Source organism: Pectobacterium sp. CHL-2024, assembly GCF_044751765.1.
GTDB lineage: Bacteria > Pseudomonadota > Gammaproteobacteria > Enterobacterales > Enterobacteriaceae > Pectobacterium > Pectobacterium brasiliense.
The window spans coordinates 141895-155504 of sequence record NZ_JBIXKO010000010.1 but is presented as its reverse complement, the minus strand read 5'-3'; the positions used below and the strand labels follow the sequence as shown (position 1 = coordinate 155504).

The window sequence follows — 13610 nt, the reverse complement described above, 5'->3', positions numbered from 1 at the left end:
CCTATGATAAAAATCATGGGGTGGTAGCCGGTTAGAGGACTTGACTAACAACACGGTTACTCAGTCGCCGTCGCCCTGTGAACCCTGGCTTTTGGCTAAATTATGTCGCTGCGCGATGCCTTCGTCGGTATCAGGCTTAACGGACCGCTTGCGACACGCTCCCGGCGTGGCGCAAGCTTTCGCCGCGTCCATGCGGCTCATCCTAAGCCTGCTATCGCCTCAGCATAATTTTTTACGCCAGATAACGGCCAACTCCGATTTCGCTCCCTAATTATTTGTGTATTAGGAAACCGCTCATCGTGGTGAAAGGGCAGCACCGCTGCCCCACTTACCGTCAGACATCCGTCAGGCGCTTGCGATCGACCTTACCGCTGCCAGTTTTGGGCAACTTGTCGAGCACCACAATGCGTCCCGGCACCATGTAAGCCGGTAGGAACTGATGCAGCTGTTTACGTAACGCCAGCTTGGTCATCTCGGAACCGGGTTTATATTCCACGTAGCCGACCAGCACCGCCTCATCCCCTTCGCCCTGAAGTTTGACGGCCGCATCCTGCACCTGTTCGATCCGTTTCAATTGCGCCTCGATTTCCCCTAGTTCGATGCGAAATCCCCGTAATTTCACCTGATCGTCAAAGCGGCCAAGGTACTGATAACGATCGTCCGCCAGCAGCCGGACTTTATCGCCGGTGCGGTACATTCGCTGCCCAGACTCCGTCTGCTGAATAAAACGATCCTGCGTCAGATCGTCACGCTGCCAGTATCCGCTGCTCAGCGCTTCACCGAGAATGCACAGTTCGCCGACCATCCCTTCCGACAGCGGATGACGATCGTCATCGATCACCAGATGCTGGTAGCCCGCCAGCGTGTTGCCCAGCGCGACCGTGTGCTGGTTCTCCAACGCGGCGCCGTCAATCTGCGCCATCTGCGACCAAATTGTCGCTTCGGTTGGCCCATAGCAATTCCACAGCGTCTTACAACGGCTGACCAGACGCTGCGCCAGTCGCAGATCCAGCGCTTCACCGCCGCACAGCGCTACCAGATCGGGTTTGCCCTGCCAGCCCGCCTTGAACATCATTCGCCAAAACGCGGGCGTGGCCTGCAATACGTTGATCTCAGGCCTAGCCTGCAAATACGCCGCGACCGCCTGCGGATCTTTGTATTCCTCATGCGTAGTCAGATGCTGCACGCCGCCAACCCACAGCGGCGCAAACACTTCCAACATGGAGATATCAAACGCCAGCGTGGTAATCAGCAGCCAGTTGGCGTTATCCGTTAAAGCCAGCCGATCTACGCTGGCATGAATAAAGGTTTGCAGCGCCCGCTGACCAATCACCACACCCTTTGGTTTCCCCGTCGAACCGGAGGTAAACATCATGTAGGCCCCGGTTTCCGATCCACCGGCCCGCGCCAGCTGTACGCTCGCCGTGGAATCGCTGGCGGCATACGGTAAATCACACAGCTTCAGTATCGGGCAATCAAACGCCAGCGAACCGCCGGTATAGCCGTCCTGCAAGACCACTGCCAGCGCCGCTTCCTGCTGAATCGCCTGTAGACGCTCTCCCGGGAAATCCGGCTCCAGCGGCACAAACGTCACCTGAGAAAACAGGCAGGCCAGCAGCGCCGCCACGGTGTCAGGCTGACGGCTAAGGTGCAGCCCCACTCGCTGACCAGCCGTCACCCCTTGCGCCGCCAGCGCCTGCTGAATCAGCGCCACACGTTGCAGCAGTTCCCGATAGCGAATTTCGCGTTCCTGAAAGGCGATCGCCACACGATCCTGACGCGCTTCCTCAGTAAGACGCGCCAGCAGCTCATCGTGCAATGCGAGCGTCGTCGCACTGTGCGGTAGCGGTGCCACCTGCGGACTGAAGCGAATCTGCGCCAGACGCTCCCAGCGCTGTGCCAGCAGGCCATCAAGTAGCTGCGTGAGATCGCAGGCCATACGCTGTAGCTGCCGATTGTCGAACTGCCCATCAGGCGCGGTCAGAATGACCCGACCGTGCTGGACCTGCACGATGAGCGCCACATTCTGAGCTACGGCAGGTAACGATGCCCTCTCCCCCACGATCAGCAGGCTGCTAAACAGCGCATGCTGGGTATCTGCTGCCAGCATCTCTGGCGCGGACTGCGGATCGCACGACGATCCCACAGCGGCGATCCACTCGTTGACGAGACGATCGCGCTGTTGAAAATGCACGATCAGCGGCCTTACGTTGTCAGGAAGATCGGACGTAACGAACGCCGCACACACCTGCTCTTCACCGCTGTATTTGTACAGCAGCCAGCTCCATGCTGCGCTCACCAGCGATGTGGGATAGCGCTTAATCAGTTCACTGCTGTGTCGCTGTTCACCGTGCGCGGCCCCAACCCGCTGCCCGAAGGCCGTGGGCTGTTGGATATCCGCCAGCGGATTCCCCACTGCTTCATCGTTCCCTGTCATGACAGCGTTTCCTCATTGGCGGTAACCCTCGACTGTGCCAGATGCCCGCTCAGCGCCTGCGGTGACGGGTAGCGTTGTAATAACGCCACGCTCACCGGCTGCGCTAACGCACGACTCAATGCCTGTGCCAGCGCAATACGCTGGAGCGAATCAACACCGCTTTCACACAGCGTCTGCGACCAGAGGCCGGATTCACCGAGATGTAGCACCTGCGCCCACACGCGCAGCAGCGACTGGGCTGATGGCGTATCCGGCTGGCTAAGACCGCTATCTGCCACCGTTTTCTGCGCAACCACCGAGCCTGTCGCTTTCTCATGCCCGATAATCTCGGCTGGCTGCTGCGGCGCACTATTGATTAGCGCGACCACTTCGTCATGCCAGCGCATCAGCACCCGACGCGCCTGCGCACTGTCCAGCACATCAGCGTCAAACTCGAAACGCAGCAGCATGCAGCCCGCCAGCTCACGCACCACCAGATTCAGCGGCATCTCGACTTTTTCATAGGCGGCGGAGAACTCGGGAGATAACCGATGCGGATCGTCAGCGCGTTGGCCCTGTTCTGCTTTCGCGCCGGGCCGATTTTCATTAACGGGATAGTTTTCATAAATAAACAGACTGTTGAACAGACGCGGACGTCCGGCCGTCAGCGCAATCAGCGACTGCGTAGCATGCTGGTTCATCGCCATCAGCTCATTCTGCAACTGCACCAGATGCTGTTGCAGCGATACCGGCTGCTGCCAGCTCAGCGCCAGCGGCAGGCTGTTGATGTACAGACCCACGCTGCTCGCCACGTCCTCCACCGGACTTTCCCTGCCCGACAGCACATTCCCGACAATACTGACCGCATCGCCGGTTGACCGCGCCAGCAGCCGGTGCCAGGCATATTGCGCGATAATGCTGTGCGTAACGCCCACCTCGCGGGCAAAGGCGATGAGTGCAGCCTGATCCTGTTCATTCAGGCTCACGCCTGTGACCTGCGGTTCAACCTGCGTCAGATGCTGGCTGAGATCGGTGCGTTTCCCTGCCGCCGCAAACAGCATCGCTACATCGTTCGTCTGCGCCAGCAGCGGCTGCCGCTGCTGCCAGAAAGCTTCAACGGCGGACTGCTGCGCCACGGCATGCCGCGCATAATCCACATAAGCGCGATCCACCTGAATCGCGGATGTTTCGCCGTGCATAAATGTTTCACCGTGCATTAATGTCTGATAATCACGGTGTACCGCGCCCAGCAGCTGCGGGCCGCTCCAGCCATCAATCACGCTGTGATGACAGCTCAGGAGCACCCGATAATCCTGCTCATCCAAACGGAAACAGGCAATATGCAACAGCGGCGGCTGCGACAAGTTAAATCCAGTGCGTAAATCCTGCTGGCGATAGCGTTCGATGACAGCCAGTGGATCGGCCTCCTGCGTCACATCCTGATAGTAGAAAGGCAGGTCTACCTGCGTCACAATCACCTGCACGCTGGCATACTCGCTTTCCAGCGCGGCACGCAGCGCTGGGAACCGCTGAATCTGACGCTGCCATGCCTGACGATAGCCTTCCACGTCCAGCGCCTGCGCGTAGCGAATCGGCGTTTGCAGATGATAAGCATCGTCCTGCGGACAGCGCAGACGGTGATACAGCATCGACTGCTGGAGCGATGACAGCGGCAACAGCGTGTCGATGTCATAACGCTGCGACAGGCTGTCGAGCTGCGTCTGGCTCAGCGTCACCGCCGGGAAGTCGCTGGGAGTAAAGACAGTGCCGTGACGTAACTGTGCCAGACAGGCTGCCGTCAGCGCACGCAGATTCTCCGTGAACCGCGCCATCAGACGTTCGCTGTCACGCTGGTTGAGGCAACCGACCTGACGCAGCGTCAGCTGTCCGCCCGCAATTCCACCGTGGAGACTGATAACCTCCTCCGGTTTATTCTCCGGCGAAACGCAGCCTCCCGGCGCAACATCCACCGGACGCCACACGCCAGCCGCCTGAACCGACAGCCCGAGATAGTTGAACACAATCGGCGACAGCGTCAGAGAATTGCCCTGCGGGTGATGGTAACGCAGTGGGTTAAACCCGACGCCTTTATCCGGCACCTGACGCAGCTGTTCCTTGCTGGATTTAATCAGGGAAGCCCAGTCGGACCGATCTTGCAGACACACCGGATAGGTGCTGGTAAACCACCCTACCGTGCGGCTGACATCCAGCGTCGGATCAATCGCCTCGCGACCGTGCCCTTCCAGCATGATGCGTGCTTTTTCACCCCAGCCGAGATCGTTTAGCGTGCGGGTCAGCGCCGCCAGCAGCAAATCGCTGACGTCGGTATTAAAGGCACGGTTAGCTTCGCTCACCAGCTGGCCTGTCGTTTCCGCGTCCAGCGTCAGAATCGCAGCGCTGGCCTGGCCCTGCCGATCTTTCGCCGCCAGCAGTGCCGTCTGATCCACGCCGTTTTCCTGCGCCTGCCAGTACGTCAGCTGTTCCGCATGCTGCGTAACATAGTTGTGCAGCGCCGAGCCCCACTGGCGATAGCTCGACGTTTTCGGCAGCAGCGGTTCACCGAGGTACAGCCGTTCGAGATCGTCGACCAGAATGCGCCAGGAGACGGCATCAATCACCAGATGGTGGAAAGCGAGGAACACAGCCGTGTCCGCCTGCGGATGGTGGAGTACCAGTGCGGCGGCCATCGTTCTTCCCTGCGTGGGATCGAATTCACTCTGTAGCGCGGTAAACGCCTGTTGCAGACCGTCGTCACCGAGCTGGCGATAATCCAGCGTCGACACCGCAGGACAAGGCACATCCGTCAGATAGCGCTGCCCGTCCGCATCACAGGCCAGACGCAGCGCGTCATGCTGCACCATCAGCGCCTGCAACATCGTAGTCAGGCATTCGGTATCCACGTCCGGCAGTTGGATCATCGCCGCCTGATTCCAGTGCTCAGGACGTGCCAGCGGCTGTTCCATAAACCAGCGCTGAATCGGCAGCAGCGCGAATTCGCCTTCCAGCGTGCCCTGCTCCGCGACAATCCCGGTGTCGCGGTTATTCTGCGCCAGTACGCGACACAGACGCCGTACGCTCTTCGCCTCGAAAACGTCTTTCACCGTGCAGACATAGCCCGCGCTGCGCAGGCGGGTGGTCAGTTGGATACTGAGGATGGAATCGCCGCCTAAGCGGAAGAAATCATCCTCAACGCCCAGCGGCGTATTCAGCACGCTGCGCCAAATCGCCAGTACGTCCGCTTCCAGCGGATTATCGGCTTCACCGTCGCCTTCACTTGCCTCCAGCACCGGCGGCAGCTGTTTCGTATCCAGCTTGCCGTTTGGCGTCAGCGGCATGTCTTCCAGCAGAATCAACCGGAAAGGCACCATGTATTCCGGCAGGTGCTTCGCGACATCAATCAGCACGGCGGCAGCTTCCGGCGTGCTGCTGCCCGCTTTCACCGTGCCATAGGCAACCAGCGCCGGACGGTTTCCGACCTGTGCCACGACGACTTTAACCTGCTTCAGCGACGGACATACCGCCGCCAGCTGTGCCTCAATTTCACCCGGCTCAATGCGGTAGCCGCGCAGCTTAATCTGCTCATCAATACGGCCACAGTATTCATAGTCGCCGTTGTTCAGCAGTCTGGCCTTATCACCCGTGCGATAAATACGCAGCGTCGCCGTGCTCTGTTCGGTGTTGTTCACGTCATTCAGCGTGATGTGTTCAAAGCGGCTGGCGGTCATCTGCGGCTGGTTGAGATAACCACGCGCCAGCCCAAGCCCCGCAAGACACAGCTCGCCCGGCACGCCCGCCGGACACAGCTGCCCTGATGCGTCCAGAATCAACGCCTGAATATGGGCGATGGGTTTCCCGATGGTGACAGGCTGACCTTTACGCAGGCGGGTGCTCAACGCGGTAACGGTACACTCCGTCGGCCCGTACATGTTGTACAGCGCGACCTTATCGGCCCAGTTTTCCACCACGGCGTTCGGACAGGCTTCACCGCCCAGGCCAATGGCCTGAATGCCGTTAACGTGCTGTGGATCGAGAATCGACATCAGCGCCGTCGGCAGGATCAGGTGCGTCGCCCCCGCCTGTTCGGCCTGCACAATCGCCCGATCGTTGGGTTCGCCAAACGCCAGCGTGCCCCCGCTGCTCAGCGGCAACAGCGTCGTCATGTTACCGGCGTCAAACGAGAGCGACATGCAGTTGAACATGGTGCTTTGCGGCGTGAACGCGATGCGATCGCGATGATCGTCCAGCAGATTGATCAGCGAACCGTGTTCGATCATGACGCCCTTCGGCAGACCGGTCGATCCCGAGGTGTAGATCACCTGTGCCAGCTGCTGTGCATGGCGCGGAATGGCTGGCGGTTCATCGCCCGGCAGATCGTGCCACTGTGCGACAACCGTAGGATCGGTCAGATCGATGCACTGTTCGGCAGACCACTGCGCCAGCTGTTGCCCATCGCCGCCGAGAATGACGGCAAGATTGGTATCGGTAATGATGTGACGCAGCCGCTCAGGCGGATAGTCGGGATCCAGCGGCACATAGGCAGCGCCCGCTTTCCAGACGGCCAGCAGCGCAATGACAAAATAGCGATCGCGCTTCGCCAGCACGCCAACCAGCGACTGTTCGCCCAGCCCCTGACGGTGCAGCCAGTGCGCCAGCTGATTCGACTGCCTGTTCAGTTCAGCATACGTCAGCATATCCGTGCGCTGTTCGCCGTCAAAGGCTATCGCCAGTTGCTGGGGATCGCGCTGTGCGATGGCTTCAATCACGTCGGTTACCGTCAGCTGCGGCTGCGGATAGCTACGCGGTAGCTGCTGACTCTCCGCCAGCACAGCGGCAAAGCGATCCGCTTCCATCAGCGGCAGATGCCAGACATCGGTTTCCGGTGCCTCAACCACGGCCTCAATCAGCCGGATAAAGCGGTCGGCGTAATACTGGATCGTCTGGCGCTCAAACAGCGCGGTGGCAAACAGCCAGTCCAGCCGCACCTCCCCCATCAGCTCCGTCACCTTGACCGAAATATCGGTCTTGGCAGGCAGCACCGGCGATGTTTCTTCCGCCGCATCACAACCGGGGATCAGATCGTTAAAATCCACTTTGGCCTGATACACCAGCATCACCTGGAAGATCGGGTTGATCGCGGTGGTGCGATCGGAGCCGATCGCCTCGCTCAGTGCCTCAAAACGGTAAAGCTGGTGATCGAAAGCCGACAGATCCTGTTCGCGGCAGTATTGCAGGTAATCGACAAAGCTCTGGCTGTCCTGCAACTGGGTGCGCAGCACGATGGTATTAACGAAGAAGCCGACGACATCTTCGATATCCGGCCGCTCGCGATAGGCCAGCGGTGAACCAATGACGATATCTTTCTCGCCGCTGATGCGCGCCAGCATCAGGGAAAACACCGCATGCAAGCCGATAAAATTAGACGTGTTGTAGCGCTGACACAGACGCTTAAATTTATCCCACAGATCGTTGTTGATCGCGGAGAAGATCACCTCACCGCCGCTGTTCTGATGCGCCGGACGCGGTTTATCCAGCGGCAGGCTGTGCACCTCAGGGATCCCCGTCAGCCGCTCAACCCAGAACGGTTTGAATTCGTTGTGGTAATCCAGAAACGACGCAGAATTGAACCAGTGTGCGTAATCGATATAGTTAAGCTGGGTCGGCTCGACGGGATGAGGCTGGCGGTTTTGACAGGCCAAAAAGGCCAGTTTGAAGTCCGCAAACATATTCTTCACCGACCAACCGTCGGAAATAATATGGTGCTGGGTGATCATCAGAACGTGCACTCGCTCGCTCATTTTCACCAGCCGCACGCGGGTGAGATCGCCCGCCGTGAGATCGAACGGGCGGCTGATTTCCGCTTTTACCTGCTGCTGCAAGCGCGCTTCCCGCTCGGCTTCCGGCAGCAGTGAGAAGTCATCATGCTGTATCACAAACGGTTGATAGGCATCGATACGCTGTTCACCCTTGCCCTGTTCATTGACCACAAAGCGGGTACGCAGGCTGGCATGGCGCTGCGCCAGCGCGTCAAAGGCAAACTCCAGCGCAGCCACATCCAGCGTGCCGGTCAGGCGAAAATAGACCGGCATATTGTAGAGGTGTGACTGCTCTTCGTACTGTTCGATAAACCACAGTCCGCTTTGCGATGACGACAGCGGGCCAGACGTGGCATTCTGCGGCGTGATGGGTCGCTCAAACGCCTGCTGCGCCGTCAGGCAGCGCACAATGGCGTCTTTGTTTTCCTTAATCGTGCGCCCAATGTCTGCCGTGATCGCGTCTTTGTTGGACTGCGAAATCAGCTGTCCCTGCGCATTCAACGCCAGACGAACGCCCTGCCGTTCCAGCTGCTTTAACAGCGTTACGATATCTTTCATGACTTGTCACTCTCTCAGCAAATCAGGCCGTCAGCGTTGCCCCGCCATCCACCACCACGTCCTGCATGGTGATGTGGCTGGCCAGATCGGAAGCCAGAAAAACCACGGTATTGGCAATCTCTTCCGGCTGAGCAATCTTGCCCAGCGGAATCCCCAGTTTGTACTGGTCAGGAAAGCCCGCGATAGTGCGCTGTTCAGCATCGGCGCTGTGCCACATGCCGCGCTGCATCGGCGTATCCGTCGAGCCCGGCGACACCAGATTGCAGCGCACGCCGTAAGGTGCCAGCTCCAGACCGGCACAGTGAGACAGGCTGGTGAGCGCCGCTTTTGAAGCGCAGTACGCCGCCATCTGTAGACGGGGAACATGCGCGGCATTGGAGCCGACGCAAACAATCGCGCCACGGCGCTGCTGCTTGAAATGCGGAACCAGTGCGTTCAGCAGGTAAAACGCGCCAGAGGCGTTGACGTTAATGCACTGGTGCCAGTCGTCCACGCTCAGCGCGTCGATGGCGCCCAGGCGCAGAATTCCGGCGGCATTAACAAGAACGTCGAGCCCCGTTTCTGCCAACTGCTGCCGACAGACCGCCGCCACACTGTCCGGTTCGCTGATATCCAGCGTCACGTAGGTAAACGGATGATCGTAATGTCGAAATGCGCGGTCGAAGCCGATCACGTTAGCGCCCAGCGTGACAAACTGGCGGGCAATGCTTTCGCCAATGCCGCTCGCCGCACCTGTGACCCAGACGGTCTGGCCGCTGAAATCAAACTGAAGAGGTTGTGCCTTGTTCATCATTTTCCCTACCACACCATTTCCACGCTGTTTTCATCCTGTGACAGCCTGTCGTCGAGATAGCGGCAGAAGTCGCTGAGCTGGGGATGATCGAACACATCAGACACTTTGATGCTGACGGAAAATTCAGCGGCCAGACGGTTGACGATCTGGATGGTCTGCAACGATTGTCCGCCCAGTTCGAAGAAGTTATCCCGCGATTGGATCCCCGACACGCCGAGGATCTGCTGCCAGATGGCGCTAACCCGATTCTCGGTTTCGCTGGCTAACGCCTGCGCCGGTGCTTCGTCGCGGTATTCCGCTAATAGACGCTTGCGATCGACCTTGTTGGAGCCAGTTTTCGGCAACTGGCGGAAGGCGCGATAATCGGTCGGGATCATTGCTGGCGGCAGTACGCTGCCCAGACGCTGTTTCAGCGCACGCGCATCAATCTCGCCTGATTTCGTGGCGACAAACGCCACCAGACGCCGCACGCCGTTGGGGTAAACAATACCCTGCACGCAGGCTTCATCAACGTCCGGCTGCGCCAGCAGATGGGCTTCGACTTCCCCTGGCTGAATCCGGTAGCCGCTGATTTTGAATTCGTTGTCCATGCGCCCGAGGTACAGCAGTTGTCCTTTTTCCAGCCGGACTCTGTCACCCGTGCGGTAAGCCGGAAGCTCCTGATCGCCCACCGCTATTTGCGTAAACGCCGTGTGTTCTGTACCGATGTAACCCGCCGCCAGCGTTGGCCCTAACAGCACCAGTTCCCCTTCTGCCGCAGGGCGGTCGCCCGCCGCCAGAATCAGCGCATTGACACCCGCCAGCGGCAGACCGATAGGAAGCTGTGCCACATCGGCAGACTGCGTTTGCAGATCGCAACTGGTCGCCACCACCGTGGTTTCGGTTGGGCCATAGGTGTTGATTAAGCGCAGCGTGTTCGGTGCATGGCGCTGCCACTGCGCCAGCTGTTCGGGGTACACCGCTTCACCGCCAATGATGATGGCTCGCAGTACGGAAGGCATGGTCAGCGTGCCGGTTTTCAGCCCTACCACCCATTCGTTCCAAAATGCGGTCGGCAGATCGAGCAACGTAATCGCTTGTTCTTCTACCTGCTCAACAAAGGTCGGAATCGACTCCAGCATCTCGTCGGTGCGCAGAACCAATGTCGCACCGCTGGTCAGCGTGGCAAAAATTTCTTCGATGCTGGCATCAAAATTGAACGGAGCAAATTGCAGCACGCGATCCGCCGCACGCAGCCCGTAGCGCTGGCATGCCGCCGCCGTGAAGTGATCTAACGCGCTGGCGCCGATCTCCACGCCCTTCGGTAATCCGGTCGATCCCGAGGTGAACATGACATAGGCAATCTGCCCGTCTCTCGCTTCCACAGGCGGCAGCGCGGCAGCCTGTGCGCTGGATGACAGAAGATGCCCCGCCAGAACGATCTCACCGGAAAAGACCGACGCCAGCCGATGCTGGTAGTCCGCCTGCGTCACAATCGTACGCAGCCCGGCAATCTGGATGATGTGCTGCTGACGTTCGTGTGGCTGTTCAGGATCGAGCGGCACATACACCGCGCCGCACTGCATCACGGCCAGCAGGCAAATGATGGTTTCCGGGCTGCGGTTCAGCATAATGCCGATGCGCTCACCGGGCTGAACGCCGCGCTCATGCAGCGCCGCAGCGGCCTGACCGCTCAGATCCAGCAACTGCTGGTAGCTGTACTGCCGGTCGCGCTGTGTCAGCGCTGGATGATGCGGATTTTTACGCGCCTGCTTGGCAATCGCGGTCAGAACCGGTTCGACAAAAGGTTCAGGCTCGCGGCTGGTGATCAGCGCCAGTTCGCGTTCTTCACGCAGCCAGCGCCCCAACAGCTCGCCGCTGGTCTGCTGCGGCTGTGCCAGCCAGCGTTGAAGCAGCGTGAACAGCGTTTCTTGCAGGTTGGCAAGCGCTTCCGCGCTGTAACAGGCCGGGTTGGCATCAAAATCCAATACCGGTGTGCCATCAGGTTTGAAGTGGATCTCGATCGTCAGATCTTCTACCGGTCCTGCGCTGAGATTCAGCGTGCTGGACGACAGCGATCCGTAGTTGAGCGGATGATCGAACGGCATGATATTGATCAGCGGGCCGAAGAGCCGCTGTTCACCGCCGACGCGGTTCAGATCGCGCCGTAAATGCTCATAGCGATAATGCTGATGACGACGCAGCGTGCGTTTGGTGCGGGCAACCTGCTGCGCCAGTGTGACAAAGTCCGCCTGCTCATCGACCTGAATGCACAGCGGCACGATATTCATCTGCATGCTCGGCACCGTCAGCGAGGCGGAGCCGATACGGTTCATCACCATCATGCCGAACGTCAGTCTGTCGCTGCCGGACACCAGCTTGAGGTGCGTCGCCAGCATTGCCAGAAACAGATCCGGCCAGCTGATTTTATTGCCTTCACACAGTGCGGTCAGCGGCTGCCAGATATCCGTCGGCAACACGCTGCTCTGGCGCAAAAAACGCGCCGCAATCGGTGCTTTCTTCTCGCTGAAACTGGCCGGTTCCGGCATCGCGTTCAGCGTTTCCAGCCAGAAATCGCGCGCCTGCGCCGTCTGCCCGCTGGCATCGCGCTGCTGTTCTTCTTCCAGTACCTCGCTGAACGGGCCGAACTCCGCCACCGCCACGGGTTGCCCCGCCGTCAGCGCGGTATAGATCTGGGCGATGCGTTGAAACAGCATCGTCGTGCCAAAGCCGTCCAGCGCAATGTGGTGCACGCAGCTGTAGAGAAAATCGCGCTTTTCACCGCACAGCAGCGCAAAGCGACAGGGTAATCCGTTCAGCAGATCCAGCGGCTGGGCGATTTCCTCACGCGCCCACTGGCGTATCGTCTGCTCTTCATCCTTCATCGGCGCAGGCAACAGTTCAATAATCGGCAGCACGCCAATCGGCACCGGCAGTTGTGAAGCCACAAAGCCGATTTCCGGCTGGTCGGCGTGCTCACCCGCCACTTCAACAAACTGGCAGTACAGGCACTCGCACTCCATGACCGCCTGACGGATCGCGCTCAGCATGGCTTCAATATCAACCTTGCCATCAAACGCGATGCACTCCGCCGTGTTGAACGTCGCCTTATCATCGTTCAGGGCATGACCTAACCACAGTCCGCGCTGCGCAACGCTCAAGGGCTTCATGATGCGGCTCCCTGCTGTTTTTCGATCAGCGCCCACCAGGCATTCAGACTAGGGTTACGCGCCAGATCGACAAAGCTCAGCGTGACGCCCTGATTACGCCATTCGGTCAGCAGCGCCATCATCCTCACCGAATCCAGACCGTAGTCGATCAGGTTTTCATCTTCATCGAACTGATCTTCTTCTTCGTCGATTAAGGTCAGCAGGTGCGCTTTCAGTCCTTGTTTCGTCAGTGCCTGTGCCATTTTTGCTCCTGTGAGTTCTGCCGTGCTAACCACCCGTCCGGCGCGCGTCGCCACATATTTCAGCGCCATCTGGTGTTCCTGAAGTGAGAAATCCGCCACCGCATCGCCGACCATGAACGGCTTGATGTCGCGCATGAAAGCATCCGTCGCGGTAATCATGCAGCCGATATGCCCGTAAACGCCGCAGATAATCAGCTGATCTTTACCCATCTCTTTCATCATCGGTTCCAGCGGTGAGCGATGGAATGCGCTGTAGCGCCACTTCACCAGCACCGTGTCGTGCTCATCCGGTGCCAGCGCACTCACGACGCGCTGTTTTTCAGGATGATTATTCAGCCCTGCGCCCCACATGTCGTTCAGTAGCGCCCGGTCGGCCGCGCTTTGTGCGTTCGGCTGCGCGGTATACACCACCGGAATCCCCTGTGCTTTGCAGTAGGTTCGCAACGCCACAATGTTCTCGATCAACTGCTGCGCCAGCGGGCTGTCCGCGCCATAGAAATTCACGAAATAATCCTGCATGTCGTGAATCAGCAGCACCGCGCGCTCAGGTTCAAACGCCCAGGAAACCTTGTTCTCAGGGAAATCCTGTGCGCGCGGCAGGGGATAAGAAGCAATAGAAGGGATTGCCATCACAAAATC

5 protein-coding genes are annotated in these 13610 nt (G+C 59.2%); all 5 read right to left on the bottom strand.

Translation table 11 applies throughout. The features are described from left to right. Window positions 1-334: 334 nt before the first annotated feature. From ACIPUG_RS15560 to ACIPUG_RS15540, 5 genes are read right to left on the bottom strand one after another with little or no spacing between them, the layout of a single operon-like run. A complete protein-coding gene (locus ACIPUG_RS15560; protein ID WP_400339122.1) occupies window positions 335-2437 on the bottom strand; it encodes an amino acid adenylation domain-containing protein in 2103 nt (700 codons plus the stop codon). After that, on the bottom strand, window positions 2434-8787 hold the full coding sequence (locus ACIPUG_RS15555) for an amino acid adenylation domain-containing protein (protein ID WP_400339119.1): 6354 nt from the start codon (window positions 8785-8787) through the stop codon (window positions 2434-2436). The genes ACIPUG_RS15560 and ACIPUG_RS15555 overlap by 4 nt, the downstream gene beginning before the upstream one ends. 22 nt (window positions 8788-8809) lie before the next feature. Continuing rightward, entirely contained in the window at window positions 8810-9580 is a 771-nt protein-coding gene (gene dhbA, locus ACIPUG_RS15550; RefSeq protein WP_400339116.1) for a 2,3-dihydro-2,3-dihydroxybenzoate dehydrogenase, read from the bottom strand. A gap of 5 nt (window positions 9581-9585) precedes the next feature. Next, window positions 9586-12729, bottom strand: a complete 3144-nt coding sequence (locus ACIPUG_RS15545) for an amino acid adenylation domain-containing protein (RefSeq protein ID WP_400339113.1) — start codon at window positions 12727-12729, stop codon at window positions 9586-9588. Continuing rightward, on the bottom strand, window positions 12726-13601 hold the full coding sequence (locus ACIPUG_RS15540; RefSeq protein WP_039462980.1) for an isochorismatase: 876 nt from the start codon (window positions 13599-13601) through the stop codon (window positions 12726-12728). Before ACIPUG_RS15540 ends, ACIPUG_RS15545 begins: the two co-directional genes overlap by 4 nt. Window positions 13602-13610: the final 9 nt, after the last annotated feature.